The organism is Psychrobacter sp. G (assembly GCF_000418305.1).
GTDB classification, from domain to species: Bacteria; Pseudomonadota; Gammaproteobacteria; order Pseudomonadales; family Moraxellaceae; genus Psychrobacter; species Psychrobacter cryohalolentis.
Genome location: NC_021661.1, coordinates 224759 through 244995, shown reverse-complemented (window position 1 = coordinate 244995; position 20237 = coordinate 224759). Strand labels below are relative to the sequence as shown.

At 43.4% G+C, this 20237-nt stretch carries 15 protein-coding genes; 4 read left to right on the top strand and 11 right to left on the bottom strand.

The window, feature by feature from the left end; all coding sequences use genetic code 11:
* Positions 1-87: 87 nt before the first annotated feature.
* The 3 genes from PSYCG_RS01045 to PSYCG_RS13390 form a co-directional block, all read right to left on the bottom strand.
* Complete coding sequence (locus PSYCG_RS01045; RefSeq protein WP_020442570.1) at positions 88-1257, bottom strand: NAD(P)/FAD-dependent oxidoreductase; 1170 nt, start codon at positions 1255-1257, stop codon at positions 88-90.
* 357 nt (positions 1258-1614) lie between these two features.
* Entirely contained in the window at positions 1615-3582 is a 1968-nt protein-coding gene (gene acs, locus PSYCG_RS01040) for an acetate--CoA ligase (RefSeq protein WP_020442569.1), read from the bottom strand.
* 15 nt (positions 3583-3597) lie between these two features.
* Positions 3598-3747 (bottom strand): hypothetical protein, encoded by a 150-nt coding sequence (locus tag PSYCG_RS13390; protein WP_181209436.1) that lies wholly within the window; start codon positions 3745-3747, stop codon positions 3598-3600.
* Positions 3748-3969: 222 nt separating this feature from the next.
* Between PSYCG_RS13390 and PSYCG_RS01035 the strand changes: the two genes are divergently transcribed.
* Positions 3970-5271 carry an NAD(P)/FAD-dependent oxidoreductase gene (locus tag PSYCG_RS01035; RefSeq protein ID WP_020442568.1) on the top strand — a complete coding sequence of 434 codons (1302 nt, stop codon included), beginning with the start codon at positions 3970-3972 and terminating at the stop codon, positions 5269-5271.
* Between the two features lie 74 nt (positions 5272-5345).
* Here PSYCG_RS01035 and PSYCG_RS01030 read toward each other — a convergent pair whose 3' ends face one another.
* From PSYCG_RS01030 to trpB, 3 genes are all read right to left on the bottom strand, one after another.
* A complete protein-coding gene (locus PSYCG_RS01030) occupies positions 5346-6449 on the bottom strand; it encodes an alkene reductase (RefSeq protein WP_020442567.1) in 1104 nt (367 codons plus the stop codon).
* A gap of 652 nt (positions 6450-7101) precedes the next feature.
* On the bottom strand, positions 7102-7998 hold the full coding sequence (locus tag PSYCG_RS01025; RefSeq protein ID WP_020442566.1) for a DMT family transporter: 897 nt from the start codon (positions 7996-7998) through the stop codon (positions 7102-7104).
* Positions 7999-8098: 100 nt separating this feature from the next.
* Entirely contained in the window at positions 8099-9325 is a 1227-nt protein-coding gene (trpB, locus tag PSYCG_RS01020; protein WP_020442565.1) for a tryptophan synthase subunit beta, read from the bottom strand.
* A 330-nt stretch (positions 9326-9655) separates the two neighbouring features.
* On the opposite strand from trpB, the gene PSYCG_RS01015 reads away from it, so the two are divergent.
* Positions 9656-10660, top strand: coding sequence for a lipoate--protein ligase (locus PSYCG_RS01015; protein WP_020442564.1), 1005 nt, complete (start codon positions 9656-9658; stop codon positions 10658-10660).
* A gap of 47 nt (positions 10661-10707) precedes the next feature.
* On the opposite strand, the gene PSYCG_RS01010 is transcribed toward PSYCG_RS01015, so the two are convergent.
* On the bottom strand, positions 10708-11907 hold the full coding sequence (locus tag PSYCG_RS01010) for a serine hydrolase domain-containing protein (RefSeq protein WP_020442563.1): 1200 nt from the start codon (positions 11905-11907) through the stop codon (positions 10708-10710).
* A gap of 182 nt (positions 11908-12089) precedes the next feature.
* On the opposite strand from PSYCG_RS01010, the gene PSYCG_RS01005 reads away from it, so the two are divergent.
* Entirely contained in the window at positions 12090-13451 is a 1362-nt protein-coding gene (locus PSYCG_RS01005) for a HEPN domain-containing protein (protein ID WP_020442562.1), read from the top strand.
* Positions 13452-13525: 74 nt separating this feature from the next.
* On the opposite strand, the gene PSYCG_RS01000 is transcribed toward PSYCG_RS01005, so the two are convergent.
* A complete protein-coding gene (locus PSYCG_RS01000) occupies positions 13526-15661 on the bottom strand; it encodes an NADPH-dependent 2,4-dienoyl-CoA reductase (protein ID WP_020442561.1) in 2136 nt (711 codons plus the stop codon).
* A gap of 348 nt (positions 15662-16009) precedes the next feature.
* Between PSYCG_RS01000 and PSYCG_RS00995 the strand changes: the two genes are divergently transcribed.
* The gene (locus tag PSYCG_RS00995; protein ID WP_020442560.1) at positions 16010-17674 is read left to right on the top strand and encodes an AMP-binding protein; all 1665 of its coding nucleotides are present in this window, start codon (positions 16010-16012) and stop codon (positions 17672-17674) included.
* Positions 17675-17813: 139 nt separating this feature from the next.
* On the opposite strand, the gene PSYCG_RS00990 is transcribed toward PSYCG_RS00995, so the two are convergent.
* The 3 genes from PSYCG_RS00990 to PSYCG_RS00980 all read right to left on the bottom strand — a co-directional run bounded on the left by PSYCG_RS00990 (position 17814) and on the right by PSYCG_RS00980 (position 20148).
* On the bottom strand, positions 17814-18236 hold the full coding sequence (locus PSYCG_RS00990; protein ID WP_020442559.1) for a DUF6691 family protein: 423 nt from the start codon (positions 18234-18236) through the stop codon (positions 17814-17816).
* A gap of 72 nt (positions 18237-18308) precedes the next feature.
* On the bottom strand, positions 18309-18746 hold the full coding sequence (locus tag PSYCG_RS00985) for a YeeE/YedE family protein (RefSeq protein ID WP_011512564.1): 438 nt from the start codon (positions 18744-18746) through the stop codon (positions 18309-18311).
* A gap of 265 nt (positions 18747-19011) precedes the next feature.
* The gene (locus PSYCG_RS00980; RefSeq protein WP_020442558.1) at positions 19012-20148 is read right to left on the bottom strand and encodes an aminotransferase class V-fold PLP-dependent enzyme; all 1137 of its coding nucleotides are present in this window, start codon (positions 20146-20148) and stop codon (positions 19012-19014) included.
* Positions 20149-20237: the final 89 nt, after the last annotated feature.

Below are 20237 nucleotides of genomic sequence, written 5' to 3'. Positions count from 1 at the left end.
TCCTCTTATAACGATAAACGTTTTAATTTTTAGTGTTGGTTATGAGCTTGTTTACCGTTCTAAAAAATACGCTTTCAGTCATCGTTTTTAACTGATTTGGTCAGCACAGATTTTTGCTACGGTTTGTTTTGCCATCTGATAGCAGCTTTCGATGTTACCTTGTCCACACCAGTCGCCACTGACAATCCATTGACGCGGCTCATCAACTAAAATACCAAAATCTGTATTATCAAGCGGTTTAAGGGTTGCAGCATAACGCCAGCGATGACAGTCAATTTGGCTCGGTATACTGTCCGCCTTCCAACCTAATGCTTGCTTGGCGGCTGCTAATAACTGCACTTTTATCGTATCTATATCGGCATCGACGTGCTGCTCTGACCAATCATTGCGCGCATGAATAGTAATACTGGGTAATAGCTCATCATGGGCAGGCTTTTGCTGCTCGATAAAGATTCTATCGAGTATAGAATCCTGCACATACGCCACATCCCATACCATTTCCTGATGCTTTAATGATTCAGGTAAAGGCTGCTCTTTATCCCACCCAAGCATCAAGGTATAACAGGCCTGCATCTGTGCTTCGCTAATTTTTGCAAGCTCTTTAAAATTGCTATCCGCCATCAGCTCTACAGCTTGACCATTGGGGGCTGTACAAATTACCCAATCATAGCTGCCAAGGCTGTTGCCATTCTCATCAAACAGCTCAGTTTTGTTATTAGCCTCATTTTGTTCTACAAAATCTTCTTTGCGTAATGGCGCCACACGAGTTTTAAAGTTTATAGTTGTATGCTTTAGTTCATCAGCCAAGGCACGACCCCAACTGGTCATTTTGGGCGTGCTGATATAACGCGCTTGGGTACTGCTCCATTGCTCCTTGGCTTGTATGTCAGCATTCTGAGCGGCATCGTCAGAAGGTATTAAATCCACCACATTGGCACACCACGGCTGTAATAATTTGCTCTGTATCCAAGGCTTGATAAACTGCTGAAAGTCAGCACTTTTGGCAGTAAAAAACTGCGCGCCAAATGCCCATTGCCAGTTTTTATGCGTTGCGCTGTCCATGCGATAGCGTGTCGCTAAACGACCAACGCTACGGGATTTCTCAAAAATAGTAATTTTAGGTGATACTGATTTACCGTTTGCTTCAATAAAAATGCGCTCCAATAACGTAGCCGTAAATAAGCCAGTCAAACCCCCGCCAATAATCGCAATTTTTGGTATGGATTGTTCAGTCGTATGCAAAGTAGAGTCAGTCATAATGACAATAAACCTTATAAAATATTTAGCAAAATAGTAAGTAGTCAGGTGAAAGTAAGGGGGTTATTCTAAAAAATATTGAACCTCTAAAGCCTGCTAATATAGTAAATCCATTTTAAAAAAGGGTACAGAACTACTAGGGTTAATTATTTGCAGCCTCTGTCTGCGCAGGCACAGCAAGCAAGAAAAATTAACCCCAGTAGTACTTTATAATGTTTGTATTTCTTCTATTTAGGACCGACTATATCCATGATATTTCGGTAAAAAGCCATGCTACTTTTATAGCATGGCTTTTTACCTCAGCTTCCAATCATTTTTAAGCATTGACCCTATTCAAATTTTATTGATATTGAACAATCAATGTGATTTTGCCCGTTCGGTTTTAACCACTTCGACCAACTCATTGATGACAGAGCTATCAGCAAGGGTAGATAAATCACCCAGTCCAACATACTGTCCTGCCGCTAGACTACGCAAAATACGGCGCATGATTTTACCGGAGCGGGTTTTGGGTAGTACATTGACCATATAGATGGCATCTAGATTGGCAATCGGACCAATCTCAGAGCGTACGTGACGGTTTAACTCCGATTTTAGTGATTCAGTTGCCGTTTCACTCGACTTTAATATAACAAAAGCGCAAATTCCCATGCCACGTATGTCGTGCGGCATTCCTACAACAGCTGCCTCTGCCGTCGCTGGGTGTGCGACTATCGAGCTTTCAATCTCTGCTGTGCCCAGTCTGTGTCCTGACACATTGAGCACATCGTCGACACGACCAGTAATCCAGTAGTGACCATCTTCATCACGCTGTACCCCATCACCGGTAAAATAATAGCCGGGATACTCGGTAAAATACGTTGCTAAAAAGCGCGCGTGGTCTTGATAAATGGTACGCATCTGACCGGGCCAACTACTATTAATCACCAAATTACCCTCAGCAGCACCTTCAAGCGCAACACCATCAGTATCAATGACTTCAGGGACGATACCATATACAGGATTCATAGCCGCGCCCGGCTTCATTGCGACCGTCCCCGGTATTGGCGCGAGCATAATACCGCCAGTTTCTGTCTGCCACCAAGTATCGACGACCGGACACTTGCTGCCGCCGACAACATGATAGTACCAGTCCCACGCTTCAGGATTGATGGGTTCCCCAACTGTCCCAAGTAAGCGCAGACTTGAGCGATCCGACTCACGTACAAAGGTATCGCCCTCTTTCATCATGGCTCTGATAGCGGTCGGTGCAGTATACAAGACAGTAATTTGGTGCTTATCGATAATATGCCCAATGCGTGCCCATGTCGGATACTCTGGCACGCCCTCAAACATCACTGTCGTGGTGCCATTGGCAAGCGGTGCATAAGTAGCATAAGTATGACCCGTCACCCAACCGACATCTGCGGTACACCAGTATACGTCATCATCTTTGATATCAAAAACATCACGAAACGTGGACAGCGCATAAGTAATATATCCACCTGTGGTATGCAACACGCCTTTTGGCTTGCCTGTTGAACCAGAGGTATATAATAAGAATAGCGGGTCTTCTGCATTCATAACTTCAGGTTCGCAGTGCTGCGACTCACCATCGACCAAGCTGTGGTACCAGATATCACGGCGACCACTCATCGGCACAGAATTTCCTGTACGATGGACGACGATGACATTGCTGACGCTGTCTGTGCCATCCATATCTAGAGCACGATCGACATTGGCTTTGAGCGGCGTACGCTTGTTACCACGGATACCTTCATCAGCGGTAATGACAAGTTTGGACTGACTATCAATGATACGATTACCCAAGCTCTCAGCAGAAAAGCCGCCAAAGACCACCGAATGCACGGCGCCAATACGCGTACACGCCAGCATGGCAACCACCGCTTCTGGTATCATCGGCATATATAAGGTAACGCGGTCGCCCTTTTTGACCCCAAGCTTGCGCATGGCATTACCTAAGCGGCAAACGGATTCATGCAGTTCTTTAAATGAGATTATTTTATGCAAGGAAGGATGATCGCCTTCCCAAATGATGGCAGGCTTGTAAGGGTTGTTTTTGACGTGGCGATCAAGACAGTTGACTGAAATATTCAGCTCGCCATCCTCAAACCATTTAATGCGAAAGTCTTCTAAGTCGTAGCTGACGTCGCTGATTTTGGTGGGCTTTTTTATCCAATCAATCAGCTCAGCACGCTCCGCCCAAAAGGCATCTGTCGCCTCAGCTGATGCAATCGATTGCTTATATTGTTCAGCATACTGCTCGGCGGTGATATTGGCTGCGGCGAGGAATTCAGGCGCAATGGGAAATGATTTTTGAGTCATGAGCTTCATCCTTTTTTAATTATTATGACCTGTAGCAAACATCGCTGATAGCGAGGATTGGCACAGGCAATAAGGGTCATCTTCCATAATAGTGACACTCAAAGACAGTTTGACAAATATGCTGAATGGTTGCAAGGCATCAACCACTAATCGCAACAATTGCATATCACATCAGTATGTTTAACAGTGCAGATTCTATGGTAGATATTTTTTACCGCTCTTTTTTGAAAATGCAGTTGCGACAATGCTATTTAATCCTTGTAACCTGTTATAAAACATGGACAATAGCAACCTGATATCAAGCGCTATAATTGATATCGCCATTCTTTATATGACAATAGGCTCTATAAGACTTATTTGCACTTTTAAAATCAGGAACTACCGACCATGGACAAGCACCGTACTGCCTCACAATACTCGCATTATGATGTCATCATCATTGGTGCTGGTGCGTCAGGGTTATATTGCGCATTAACCGCCGGTCGCCGTGGTCGCCGTGTATTAGTACTGGACCACGCTAATAAAGCCGGCAAAAAAATCCTTATGTCTGGTGGCGGGCGCTGTAACTTTACCAATTATTTTGTGGAGCCTGAGCATTTTATCGGTAGTAACCCACATTTTTGTAAATCAGCGCTCAGTCGATATCCGAGTTGGGAGTTTATCGGTATGGTTGAGCAGCATAAAATACCCTACCATGAGCGCGAGCATGGTCAGCTATTCTGTGATGATTCGGCGCAAGACATCTTGACGATGCTGCTCGATGAATGTACCGCTGTCGGTGTACAAGTCAGGCTCAACACTCAAGTCGACAGCGTGCAAGCACTCGAAAACGATAAGAAGGCACGCTTTCAGTTACTAACCAGTAAAGCGCTGAGCAAAAAAGAAAAGCAAGAGAAAAAAGAGGCTCCAGAGAACACTAAGCCTGTGCAAACGGGCTTTCACTGTGAGTCACTGGTCGTGGCAACGGGCGGACTGTCCATTCCAACCATGGGTGCGAGCGGTTTAGGCTATGAGTTGGCACAGCAATTTGGTCATAGTCTAATAACGACTGATGCCAGCTTAGTGCCTTTTACCTTTACCGATAAAACTGGCGAGTTGATTCGTACGCTTGCTGGTATTAGTATCCCTGTGATTGCCAGCAATGATCGCATCTCATTTAAATTGCCCCTACTATTTACCCATCGCGGACTCTCTGGTCCTTCCATGTTGCAATTGTCCAACTACTGGCATACAGGCGAAACCATCAGTATCAATTTGCTCCCCAATATCGATATAACCACCCTATTGCTTGCACATAAAAAATCACACCCAAGACAGCTTATCCGTACGGTATTGGCTGATTATACGGATAATGCATTACCCAAAAAATTGCTTGCGGCTTTACAAACGACTCTGTGGGATGACATTAAAGACAAAGAGCTTGCCAATATTAAAGATGAGCGTTTAATTGAACTTGGTGAAACACTTAATGGTTGGCAGCTAAAACCTTCTGGCACCGAAGGCTATCGTACCGCTGAAGTCACGCGTGGCGGCATCAAGACTGATGAAGTCTCATCAAAGACTATGCAAAGTAATTATCAAGATGGTCTGTATTTTATTGGTGAAGTGCTGGATGTCACAGGCTGGCTCGGTGGTTATAACTTCCAATGGGCATGGGCAAGTGGCTTTGTCTGCGGTGAGATAGCTTAAATCATATTGACCAAACCATAAAAAGCCACCTTATGAATTATCGCAAGGTGGCCTTTTTATTGACTGTCAAACCATTATGCTTGGTTTAAAAACGGATAATCGGTATAGCCTTCTGTGCCGCCACCATAGAAGCTCTGCGGATGTTGTTCATTTAGCGGCGCGCCTTCTCGGATACGCTCAGCCAAATCAGGATTGGCGATATAATCACGGCCAAACGCCACGGCATCGATGTAGCCTGACTTGATGTTTCTTTCAGCCTTTTCCGCTGTATACCCACCTGCAGCAATGATTGTCTGATCAAAGGCATCGCGAACACGCTGACGGAACGCATCGCTATAAGGCGTTCCACCTGCCCAATCAGGCTCAGATAAATGCAAATACATAATAGCGCGTTGATTGATTTGTTCAATCAGCCAAATGTTTTCATCTTCGTTATATCCAGCTTCCACATTATTAAACGTACCAAGCGGTGAAATACGAATACCGACATGGTCCGCATCCCATGCGTCGACACAAGCATCAATCACAGCCAGCATCAAGCGCGCACGGTTCTCACGGCTACCGCCATATTCATCAGTGCGCTGATTGGTATGCTCAGCCCAAAATTGATGTAATAGATAGCCATGCGCGCCGTGAATCTCTACCCCATCAAAGCCCGCTTCTTTAGCGTTTTTGGTCGCAAGACCGAAATCAGCAATAACTTGCTCTATCTCTTCCAGTGTCGCAGGACGCGGTGTGGTCGCTTCAACTCGAATGGCTTGGTTGTTGCTATCGCGCAGTGAAGTACGTACTCCCACATGAACATCGGAGGCAGAGATCGGCGCCTTACCATCAGGCTGAACGCTTTCGTGCGCTACCAGACCAGTGTGCCAGAGCTGTACTACTATCTTGCCGCCTTTTGCATGGACATTATCGACAATGGTTTTCCACGCTGTCGTCTGATCCTCGGTATGGATACCAGGCGCGCCCGCATAGCCTTTTGCTTGAAAAGAAACCTGTGTCGCTTCAGCAATGACAAGCCCAGCACCGCTACGCTGTGAGTAATACTCGCCAGCAAGCGCTGTAGGGACGTCACCGGGCTCGACAGAACGCAAGCGCGTCAAAGGTGCCATAATGATGCGATTTTTTAGGGTTTGGGTGCCCATTTTGACGGGTTCGAATAAATTATCATGTGCCATAAAAAGCCTTATTTGCTGTTATAAAAATACGGTTATAGAATTTGTTAATGATGAATAATTCACACTTAATATTACGTCCAAAACGCATTAAGCACGCTATTCATAAGCCGTGTTCTTTATAGGGCGTAGATATGGTAATTCCAAGGAAAAATTACAAACAAAAATATCAATATGGCATGATATCGGTATTGATAATACTCATTATTCAAAGCCTCTTACTAGCATATTAAGCGAATGACTTTAATCAGATTGGCTGATTATTTCATTAAGCCTTTATCCAGCTGATGGCAACAGACAATCAAGAGATTTTTTGGAGCGCTGCTGCCCAGTACCACTACTTTTGAAGAGCTGGTCGAACGGGCGGTATTTTGGAAAGATTATGGGTAACGTTATTTCAATGGCTACGCGATAAAAGACGCCAAATTTTTATTGGATGTATATCGCAATGCGCTTTTCTTCGATTTGGCGTGCCGATGGCGACAATAGGGAGTGCTTGGAAGGGCTATTCTGCCAAAATAAACGTGTCGAAGGCTAAATCTAAAGCATCCAAAATATGGATCATTTTTATTTAACCGTTAACCGAATACATTAGCCACAAAAAAACCTGATTTTACACAGGTTTTTTATATGAAATTTAAAAATAGTAAATATTTTATGATTTGAGCATCTTTTTAAAAGACAAATTCAAAGACAAATAAGTACCAAATAATATCACCATAGAGCCGATAATCGCGGGTGTATCCAATGCCTCGCCAAGCAGCAGATAGCCTAAAATAATGGCAAAAATCGGAATCACCAAAGTAATACTGGTCGCTCGTACCGGACCGATACTTTTGATTAACTGATTCATAAAAATCAGCGCGATGGCAGTCGAAAACACACCGATACAAATAACAGAAATCCAAGCCGTTACGCTGATGTTCTTGCCATAAGGAAACTCATAAACCGCCACAGGCAACATAATCACACTGGCAATGATAAGCGAGCCTGCGGTAATCGCTACTGGAGAGACATTTTCCAAGTAATTTCGAGTGATATTTGCCCCAAGCGCGTAGCCAACACAGGCCAGTAATGCGTAGCCCATCGGCAATAACCCAGAACCTGACCCAGCGCCCTGCCCGCCAAATAAGTTCTCGCTCATTAGAATCATCACACCGATCACACCAATGACCAGACCGAGAATTTGCTTTTTTGACAGTCTGTCTTTAAAAAATACACTGGCAATAAAGCCGCTTATCATTGGCACAGATGCATTAAGCACTGCCAATACGCCAGCGTTTACCGAGCGCGCTGAAAATGCAAACAGGATAAAGGGCACTGCTGCGGAGAACAGCCCAACCAACGTTAATACTTTCCAATTTTCACGAATGCCTACTCTATTTTTCTTTTTTAGTATTACAAACACCAACATCGTCAGTCCAGCCAAGACCACACGTAGGCTGGCAAAAGCTAACGAACCAAACTCAGGCACGCCAATACGATAAAAAATGAAAGACAGCGACCACATAAAGGATAAGGTGATAAAAATAATGAGGTCGCGGTTAGACATGAGATGATCCTATCGAGCATTAGACAGTAAAAAAACCTCGATGATAACTGGTTAAGCGCTCAATAGGTATTGTATTTTCTGTACTTATCACAGATTTATTTTATAAATCCACCTTATCCAAAATAAAATCGATGTCTTTATCGCCGCGCCCTGATAAATTGACCAAAATCGTCTCAGCCGCTGACATATCTTTGGCGATTTTCATCGCATAAGCGATGGCATGTGCCGACTCTAAGGCAGGAATAATACCCTCAAGGCGCGACAATGCCATGAACGCTTCTAAACATTCTGCATCAGTCGCTGATTCATACGTAGCCAATTTTAAATCTCGCAGATGCGAATGCTGTGGTCCAACCCCTGGATAATCAAGACCAGAAGCAATCGAATGTACGGGAGCTGGCTCACCTTTTTCATCGAGCAGTACATAGCATTTAAAACCGTGAATCTCGCCTTTCACACCCAGTGACATTGTCGCCGCATGATTAGGAGTATCCAGACCTTCGCCTGCGGGTTCCACGCCTATTTTTTCTACATCTTTATCATCAAAAAAGCCGCTAAACATACCGATAGCATTAGAGCCGCCGCCAATACAAGCAACCACTTTATTAGGTAGCTTACCCGTCGTCGCTAAGAACTGCGCCCGCGCTTCATGACCAACCACTGACTGAAAATAGCTGACCATTTCAGGATAGGGCGCAGGTCCCAGTGCCGAGCCAATCGCGAACATACTGCTATCGAGCTCATCCAAATAAGTCTCAAAAGCACTATCAACCGCTTCTTTTAGCGTACCAGCACCGCGCGAGACTGGCACGATATTGGCACCCAAAATCTTCATACGACTGACGTTTGGATGCTCTTTTTTAATATCGACCACACCCATGTGAATCTCACATTCCAAGCCCATCAATGCCGCTGCCGTTGCCAATGCTACGCCATGTTGCCCCGCGCCCGTTTCGGCAATCACTTTGGTTTTGCCTAATTTCTTGGCTAATAATACTTCACCCAAACAGTGATTAATCTTATGCGCACCCGTATGATTTAAATCTTCACGCTTAAAATAAATCTGCGCGCCGCCGCAATGCTCGGTCAAACGCTGTGCATGATAAATAGGACTTGGACGACCAACATAGGTCTCACGCAAGCGCTTCATCTCAGCGATAAAATCGTCATTTTTAATGATTTCACGAAAGCCCACTTCGATTTCTGCCATGGCTTTGGCAAGCTCAGGATGACCGATTTTGCCACCGAACTCACCATATAGACCATCGTCATTGGGCAAAATTGATTGATGTAAACCGTAGCCAGTGGCGGTATTTTGCGTTGTCATAGTTAAGCCTTATTATTTTAAAATGAGTATTAGCATTAATATTTTTGCCAAATTATTTAGCATTTTTGATGATAAAAATATTTTATATGTATTTGTGTTCTAGTACATTGAAACAAGATAATAAGGTAAATTATTTAGAAGGTCAAGTCTGTACATAATACTGACACATGTTAAAGCAAGTAGCTCACGCCTTAAGCACCGGCAGTGATGGTGTCAATTGTTAACCATACCTACCACACAGCAATTGAATTCCAACCTCGCATCGGTGAGAATGATAGTATTTATTTATAACACCCAATCTAGAAAATCATTCGAGAAAAAGGATAAATAATGAAACTGCGCATCTTAAAGTCTGCCGTGAAAAACCCTTGGTTTAACCTCGCGACCGAAGATTGGATATTTAATACCCTCGACCCAGACTCGCACACGTTATTCTTATGGCGCAATAGCGAGACCGTGGTCATTGGGCGCTCGCAAAACCCATGGGTGGAATGCAAAATCGATAAGATGGAAGCCGACGATGTGTTTTTAGCAAGACGTCAGAGTGGCGGTGGTGCGGTATTTCATGATTTAGGCAATACCAACTTTACCTTTTTATCACCCAAAGACGATTACGACCAAGCAGCGAACTTTACCATTATTATCAATGCGCTAAAGAAGTTGGGCATAGACGCGGATTTATCTGGGCGTAACGACATGCAAGTCGGTGATAAGAAGATATCAGGTAGCGCCTTTAAACATGCAGCAGATCGCAGCTTTCATCATGGCACATTACTAGTCAATGCCAATATGCAAAAGCTGGGCGATTATCTCAATCCGCATCCGCTAAAGCTGAAAGCCAAAGGCATTAATTCCGTCCGTGCGCGCGTTGCTAATTTGGTTGAGTTTAATGCAGACATCAATCATGAGACTTTATCCAAGGCAATTATCGAAGCGTTTTGTGAGTATTATGGCGATACTTCGCCGATAGAAGAATTGGATGAAGCCAGTCTCGCGCAGCAGCCGACGCTTAATAAATACTATCAACAAATGGCAGATTGGGATTGGCGCTTTGGCAAGACGCCTGAGTTCACCCATCACATTGAGACGCGTTTTGATTGGGGTATCATTGATTTGCACCTTGATGTGAAGCAAGCAGTGATACGCGAAGTGGTCATCTTCTCTGACGCCCTAAATGTTGAGTTGATTGATCTGTTAAAAGAATTACTGGCAGATGTTAAGTACGACAAGCATGAGATTAAAGCTAAGTTTGATGAGCTAAACAGAGCGCATCCTGAATTGGCAGCGCAGATTGACGATGTGTCGGAGTGGCTAATTGGAGAGATGGAAGGTTAAAGCCTTGCGGTTGCAAGTGAAATAAATATTTGCAACCGCTCCTATTTTTATTCTAAGCCATCCAAAATCATTTTTACCTCCGTCACATATTGACCCAAATCTGGCTCTAAATGAAATCCCTCTACTGGTGTGGGTAAACCTTTCTGCTTGCCCAATCTGACGATGATTGCATTCTCTTCAGGCAACACTAATACTCTCTGACCTAAATGACCAAGCATTGCATAAAACGGAATCGGACTGTCCATATCCGTCCACACTGAATGTCCATAAACTTGCGCCTGCCCTTCTGCAAATGCACCCGCGTTTGGCGTAATCATAAAATCAACATGCGCTTTGCTAAGCAGTTGCTCACCTTGCCACTCGCCACCGTTCAATAATAACTGCCCAAATTTAGCAAAATCCAGCGCACTAGCGTTTAGACAGCAATATACTTTTTCGATACTCTCTGAGCCATCAAGCGACCAATAGGCGTCACCTTGCATACCAAGTGGCTGCCAAAACTTCTCTTCCAAATAGCTAGAAAGTGTGTACCCATGAGGTTCTAACGCACGTGATAGAGCAATACCGAGCATTTGCGTATCGCCCGATGAGTATTCAAACTGACCTCCACATTCTTCGACGAAATCTCGATTGACCATTTGCTTAACTAAGTCATGACCATAGTAGGATTCTGCGGTGGGGTTAATTGGAAAGTAGTAATCCTCCGTCCAATCATAGCCTGAGGTCATCGCTGATAAATCCGCGAGGGTACAGTTTTGCGCATATTGCTTGTCCGCATATTCAGGCAACCACTTGGTAATCGGCTCATCAACGCTACCGATATAGCCGTCCTCCACCGCTTTGAGATAGAGCATAGTCGTGACGGTTTTTGCCATCGAAAAGCTGTTGGTGTGCGAATCGCTGCCATAACCTTGCCAGTAGTTTTCGTACAGTAGCTTGCCATCTTTGATAATAGCAAAGGCCACCGTTTGGTCTGTGTCTAAAGCATTCTGCAACGTTGTGGTGAGTTTGACTTGCTCAAAATTGGAATCTTTTTCCCATTCGATAGCGTCTTTTGCACGGATAGTCCGATTGTCAAAATCGATATAATCATCAATATTGGCAGTGGCTTCACCTTTCAAATAAGTGAGCTGTAAACCGCGAAAGATATAAGCATTACCGGTCACTACTAAGCCCAAGCTGATAATAATGAGTAGCGCTAAAATAGGCAAAACGATCCATTTAAACAGTGTTTTTAGCACTACCATTATAAAATCCTTTTTTATGGTGTGATTGATAGATATGAATATCGTTGATAGGGTTTAATTTAGCATGGATAGGGTGTTTTGGGAGGGGGTTTTTTGAATAGTGAGTTTAGATTGTAGGCTGGGCTAAAATCCCAAATTACACGTGCTAAAATCATAATTTTTATAAAAAAGGACTTCATCCCATGAGTGCCACTAATGAAGACATTAAAGACCTCAATATTATTTTTGAAGAGATAAAAAATTTAAGAAATATTTTTAAGCGTTCTTCCGAATTGTATAAAAAGGAGTTTGATAGCGATATTGACCTTATGACAGCTCTATTACAATCACCTCAGAATGCTGCAGAACCAATTCAAAATCAAGTTCAGTTCTTTCTTTCCTCTAAAGCTCAAAGGAAACTACATGAAATTGCTCAAAGACAGTGTTTATCGCTAGAAAACATAACAGTCAATGAATGTATTTATGAAATTAGATATACACTGTATTTGCATTTGAAAAATAATGGAAGCTTTGATACGTCTGGATGCATGAAGTTGATATCAAAAGTACGTAAAAATATAGATAGAGAAGCTAAGGATATTACATACTTCTTCCCCTTTAATGCACCTAGTCTCAGCCCTGAAAAAGAAATACAGATAGGTGGTGCGAAAATAATTCACAAGGATAATATTTATGCGAAAGTCAAAGATAATAGTTACTATGATCTTTTTATAAAAAACAACAACCCTGATAGTTTCAATTGTCTTCTTAGTATTACAATACCAAAATGCTCAGATAAAATGAGTGAAAGTAGAGCGCAGAATGTTGCAGCACTTATCTATGGCGTTATTAAAGTTTTTACTACTTCTTATGAGATCAAAGCTAATCAAGTAAACTTAATGAATAATCCCACCAAAAATAATATCAATCATTATATTGCCAGTAGTCGCGATGAATATTGGATTGGTGGTTCATATGCATTTGGCGAAGATTTACAAGATTTTTGGAACTATTTTGAAGAAGACTTAAAAACAGATTTAGGGTTCGTCATTAAAAAACTTATATTACGAGCAGCATCTCCTACTAATAAAGAGTATTTGGCTGATCGTCTAATTGATGCTTTTTATTGGTTCGGTGATGCTTCTAGAGACAATAATAGTAGTGCTCAAGTTGTTAAGCTAGTAACAGCAATGGAGAGACTAGTCACTATGAAAAATGAGGAAGAAAACAAAGGTATAACAGAAAATTTTTGTCGTAGAGTCTCCTGTCTGATTGCTATATATCGTGGCGAAATCGATAAGTGGAAAAGTAAAGCCCAAAAAGTATATCAATTAAGGTCAGACCTTGTACACGGATCACAAAGCATTTATAAGACTTATGAAACAAAATTAGAGTTTGATCCGTTTCAATTGGCATCCTCAACTATACTTTCTGCATGTATAGGATTTTATAAGTTAGGCCTAGATCTGAACCCTTATGAAAAAAAGCTAAAAAATATGTATTCTGAAATATCCGAAATATGTGAAGATGAGCAATATAAAATAAATAAAGTTATAAATTCATAATAACCAAACCAAAAAAACGGCGAGATAATTAATCTCACCGCTTCTATGTTCGAACTAAGCTTTTAAATCAAACCTTAAATCGCTGCCGCAACCTCAGCACCATCACGAATCGCGCGTTTAGCATCCAGCTCAGCGGCAAGCTTTGCACCACCGATAAGATGATACTGTGCATCTGGCGCATCGCCAACGTTTGGCATCAGCTCAACGACCGACTCTTGACCGGCACAGACCACGACACTATCGACACGGAGCAACTGGCTTTGACCTTGGTTATTAGTGATCCAAATACCTTCATTGGTGATCTTATCGTACTTCGCACCTGATACTTGGATGACGCCGTGTGATTTGACATGAGCACGATGTACCCAGCCAGAGGTTTTATTGAGCCCACTACCCAAGCGACCTTTGGTACGCTGCATCAAGTACACTTGGCGGATAGGCTTAATGGCTTCAGGCTTGATTAGTCCGCCCTCGGTTTGATAGTCGGTCGCAGAAGTGACGCCCCATTCTTCACGCCATTCTTCGATAGACTGGGCTTTTGGACGATAGCTTGGGTCTTTGAGCAATTCAGGCCCTAGCTCATCAAGCGGCTGACCATGTTTGGCGGTCAAATATTCACTAACGTCAAAACCAATACCACCAGCACCGATGACCGCAACGGTTTCGCCAACTGATTTTTCACCAGAGAGTAATTCAGCATAGCTCATTACTTGTGGCAAATCCGCGCCTTCCAGTTTGCCAGCGAGGCTTCGTGGAACAACACCAGTTGCGACGATAACGTGATGGAATTTGGCTTTCTCAAGCATGGCTTTATCGACTTTGGTATTGAGTTTGATTTCAACACCTAAGTGCTCAAGCTCATTGATATAGTAGCGAATGGTCTCAAAGAACTCTTCTTTACCAGGGATAACTTTGGCGTAGTTAAACTGACCGCCCAAGATGTCTTTTGCTTCAAATAGCGTGACCTTATGACCACGTAGCGCGGCGACGTGAGCGGCTGACATACCAGCAACACCGCCACCGATGACGGCAACTTTTTTAGGTTTTTTGGTTTTCTTATAAACCAATTCAGTCTCGTAACACGCTTGTGGATTGACCAAACAGGTCGAGCGTTTATTCTCAAAAGTATGGTCAAGACAGGCTTGGTTACAGGCAATACAGGTATTAATACGATCTGCCTGACCATTTTTGGCTTTATTCACCCAATGGGCATCGGCTAAAAATGGACGCGCCATCTGAATCATATCTGCCTGACCACTGGCGACGATTTCTTCTGCCGTTTCTGGCATATTGATACGGTTGGCTGCCATCATTGGGATGCTGATGTGTTTTTTAATTTCAGCGGTAAAATCAACAAAGGCCGCACGCGGTACACTAGTGACAATCGTCGGAATGCGAGCTTCATGCCAGCCGATGCCCGTATTCATGATGGTCACGCCCGCCTCTTCTAACGCTTTGGCAACAGTGATGACTTCGTCCATGACGTTACCGTCTTTGACCAAATCAATCACTGATAAGCGAAATAAGATAATAAAGTCTTCACCGGCAGCTTCACGTACCGCTTTGACCACGTCGACCGCAAACTTCATACGATTTTGAATGTCGCCGCCATATTCATCAGTACGCTTATTCACATGACGGGATAAAAACTGATTCAGCAAATAGCCTTCTGAGCCCATGATCTCCACACCGTCATAACCAGCTTGCTTGGCAAGTTTAGCCGAACGGGCATAATCTTTTACCGTTTGTTCGATGTTTTTAATACTCATCTTACGCGGTTTAAATGGTGAGATTGGCGATTTAATCGGACTTGATGAGACTGCAAATGGATGATAGCCGTACCGACCACTGTGCAAGATTTGCATGATTATTTTGCTGTCATACTTATGCGCAGCACGGGTCACGCGTTGATGGTTAATAACGTCAGCACGCGTATTCATGGTGCCACCAGCAGGCAGTAACCACCCTTCACGATTGGGCGAAATACCGCCCGTAATCATCATCGCTACGCCGCCTTTGGCACGTTCGGCAAAATATGCTGCCAGTTTACCGTAGTTATAAAAACGGTCTTCAAGCCCCGTATGCATCGAACCCATCACCATGCGGTTTTTAAGCGTGGTAAAGCCCAAATCTAATGGCTCAAATAAATGCGGGTAGTGTGCATTAGTGCTGGTGGTCTCAATAGAAGTGGCAGTACGGCTGGCGGACATATCATTTTCCTTATGAATGGTTTATGAGAATATTTTTTAGGAATGCTTTGTAAGAGTGCTTATATTGCTCGTGCTATAGGATTTAGCGTTACGGTATCGTACCACACCGCCATTATCATCAGCTATGCAGACAAGCGACTGATGAGTGAACACTAATTAATAGCGGCGCTGAACGATCCTATTAATTAGTGAGGTTTTTTGCAGATAGTTAAATAAACTCCACAAAACCTGTCCAAACTTTGCCTGCGACTGTCTATAATAATTAGACCCTGATACAGTCGATTGGCGACAGCAAAGCACCATTACTGCGTCATCGACTATAAAAACATACGATAAAGGACTATCTGCATGACAGACTTTCATACCGGTCTCGGCAAAAATGCTGCCAACCATCAACCGCTTACCCCTATTGATTTTATCATCCGTAGTGCTCAGGTCTATCCTGACAGAACCGCTATCATCTATGACGACTTAGAACATAATAACCTCATGCAAACGTGGCAACAGACTTATGACCGTTGTCGTCAATTGGCGGATGGTCTGCGCAAATTAGGCATTGATAAAAACGACACAGTTGCAGTCATGATGCCAAACACCCCAGCGATGATCGAGTGCGCTTTTGGTGTACCGATGTCAGGTGGCGTACTTTGTACACTGAACACCCGCCTCGACATCAACGCCCTTACCTTTTGTCTGCAACACTCAGAAGCCAAAGTATTGATTCTAGACAGCGAGTTTGCTGAACATGCTGAAATGATCGAAGAAGCATTTCCTAATCTCATCGTGATTCATGCGACCGATGCGGCGCTCGATATTGAACGTTTTGGGCAAATGAGCTACGAAGCATTAATCACCAGCTCAGACAGTTTGGATAATTGGGAAAAGCCACTCGATGAATGGGATGCTATCGCGCTCAACTATACCTCTGGCACCACTGGCAAGCCAAAAGGCGTGGTCTATCATCATCGCGGCGCGACACTCAACGCTGTCTCCAATATTTTAGATTGGGATATGCCCAAGTACCCGATGTATCTATGGACGCTACCATTATTTCACTGTAATGGTTGGTGCTTTCCCTGGACGATTGCCGAACGTGCGGGCGTCAATGTCTGCTTGCGCAAGATTGACGCTGATTTGATTTTGCAGCTGATTGCTAAGTATAAAGTCAGTCATTATTGCTCAGCACCCGTGGTGCACAATATGATTGCAGGCGGCAAATCTGAATATAAAGACGCCATTAATCATGAAGTCAAAGGCTGGGTCGCTGGTGCGCCGCCGTCTGAAACCATGCTCGCCGCCATGGAAGCAATGGGCTTTCATATCTCGCATGTTTATGGTCTCACTGAAGTCTATGGTCCGGTCACCGTCTGCGCTGAGCAGCAAGAATGGGATGAGCTGGATGTCGCTGCTCGTGCGCAAAAGAAATCACGTCAGGGCGTAACGTCACATTTGATGAGTGGCTTTGAGCTGTTTAAACAAGGGACTACTGAGCCAGTTGCTGCTGATGGCGAAGAGATGGGCGAGCTGGCACTGCGCGGTAATATGGTAATGAAAGGTTATCTAAAAAGTCGTAAAGCCACCGAAGAAGCCTTGACTGATGGCTGGTTCCGCACCGGTGATTTAGGGGTCAAATATCCTGACGGCTATATCAAAATTATGGATAGGCTCAAAGACATCATCATATCAGGCGGTGAAAACATCTCTAGTATCGAAGTCGAGAACGTCCTATATAAAATGCTAGAAATTCAAAGCTGTGCGGTCGTCGCCGCGCCGCATGATAAATGGGGCGAAGTACCTGTCGCCTTTATCGAGATTCATGAAGGCAGCACTTTACAGCGCGATCATGTGATGGAACATTGCAAACAGCACCTTGCTGGTTTTAAAGTACCAAAATATATTGTCTTTGCTGAAATCCCAAAGACAAGCACTGGTAAAGTGCAGAAGTTTGAGCTGCGTCAAGCGGCCAAATCCTTAGCACATGAAACGCCAAAAGTAACGGCTAGTGCTAAGTAAGTGTTTATCATTAAGCCTTAATAATACGGAAGTATCGTTAATATTAATGAATCATCATTGATAAAAAAGGTCAGCCTAATGAATGTAGGCTGACCTTTTTATTGTGCTAAAAAAACCAAGCTTATTATTAATCAAAAAACTAATTAAGCCTTGGCTCCAGCCATTGGTAGACCAGCATACCGATTATCATCGCTGGGATAAAAACATAAGCCTGCCATTGTCCTGTGCCGAGCAGCACAATACCAGGACCTGGGCAAATACCTACCAAGCCCCAGCCGATACCGAATAGCATCGCGCCGGTTAACAGTTTTTTATTGATCACTGTTTTGCTTGGCATATCTATTGAAGTGCCAATCCAGCTGGTCTGTTGACGCTTAGCCAATTGGACACCAACTATCGCAACTATTAAACCGCCACCCATCACCAATGCAAGGGAAATATCCCATGCACCAAATACGTCTAAAAAGCCTTGTACTTTAACAGGATCAGTCATACCTGAGATTAATAACCCAATACCAAATAGCAGACCTGCCAGTAACCCAATTATATTTTTTAGCATCATTATGTCTCGCACTTCATTCGTGGATATAAGCTTTTATGAATCATATTCAACGTTGTCTTAGCAATGTGTTATTTAAATTAAGCCCAAGAGATGTCGACCAATATAAACCGTCACAATACCAAATAACATAAAGGTCACTGTCGCCGCCATCGACCGTGGCGACAGTCGCGCATTACCACAAATACCATGTCCGCTGGTACAGCCTGAACCTAAACGCGTCCCAAAACCAACCAATAGCCCTGCACCAATTAATAACGGTATCGAGGTACTGATTTCGATATCAGGTAACGGTCTAAATAAACTATATAATAATGGCGAGAGGATCAGACCTGCAATAAATAATACCTGCCACATCTCGACGCGCTTGGGTTTAAGAAGACTTGAGAAAATACCACTAATACCCGCAATACGACCAATGCCCAATAGCAAGATAACCGTTGCAACGCCTAGCATCAGCCCGCCTACCAAGGAAATTGGCGTAAAAGCTTGCCAGTCTATTTGTATACCCATAATGATTACCTAAGCTGATTTTTTATTAAAAATGGTTTTATATCTTCAATTGAGTTTAACAACGATATCGTACTACTGCTATAAACGATTTTTTATTATTTATATCTTACTACATATTACTTTATATAAATACATTATATTATAAAACATAATGAAAAAGTAAAAAAATACTGAACATTGCGTCACGCATTGCTCAGTATCTCCTCATTTGATGGCTGACTGGCTTAATAAATATAGTCGTTAATAAACGAGTCAGCCTCTCAAATCATTTTGCTAAGACTTCATCAAGCGCTTTTTCAAAACGCTCTACCGCGCCGTCGATATCGGTCAATTTATCCAAACCAAATAGACCTAAACGGAACGTTTTAAAGTTCTCAGGCTCACCCACTTTTAACGGTACGCCAGCAGCGATTTGCAATCCAGCTTCAGCAAAAGCACTGCCTTTATGGATGTCATCACGGTCAGTATAAGATACGACAACACCTGGAGCTTCAAAACCTTTGGCAGCAACGCTTTCAATACCTTTATCTGCCAGTACCTTACGGACGCGGTTGCCAAGCTCCCATTGTGCATCACACAATTTATCAAAGCCAATCTCTTTTGCTTCCAAGATAGTATCGCGGAATTGACGCAAGCTATCGGTTGGCATAGTCGCATGATAAGCGTGACCGCCGTTTTCGTACGCACGCATGATGGTTAACCATTGCTTTAAATCAAGGCTAAAGCAGTTAGACTCCGTGGTTTCTACTTTTTTGATAGCAGCGTCACTGAGCATAACCAGACCTGCACATGGTGTACTACTCCATCCTTTTTGCGGCGCACTGATGAGCACATCAATGCCCAATTTTTTCATATCTAACCATACACAACCTGAAGCGATACAGTCAATAACCAATAAACCGCCAACACTATGTACGGCCGCGCTTAATGCTTTGATGTAGTCTTCTGACAAGATAATGCCCGACGACGTTTCAACGTGCGGCGCATAAACGACAGCAGATTTGTCTGCTTTAATTTTGGCAACGGCCGTTTCGATATCCACTGGCGCAAATGGTTTTGGCGCTTCCGTATCTTCTGTACGCTCAGCCGTTAGTACCGTAGATGATTTGGCAAATTTGCCTTTTTCTAAAATTTGCGTCCAGCGGTAGCTAAACCAACCATTACGGATAATGAGACAATCTTCATCAATGGTCAGTTGACGGGCGACTGCTTCCATGCCGTAGGTACCAGAACCTGGAATAATAACCGCGGCTTCAGCGTTATAGACTGTTTTTAGGTTGCTGAGCAAATCATTCATCACCTCTTGGAAGGCTTTTGACATATGATTAAGGGCGCGGTCGGTATAAACCACTGAATATTCTAATAAGCCGTTTGGATCAATATCTTGACGTAATGCAGTCATGTGACGCTCCTGTCTGTTGTAATATTTTTTAAGTATGAGTGATAACAAAATCTAGATACTGTCTTAGTCAATTTAGGTCAGCTATTATT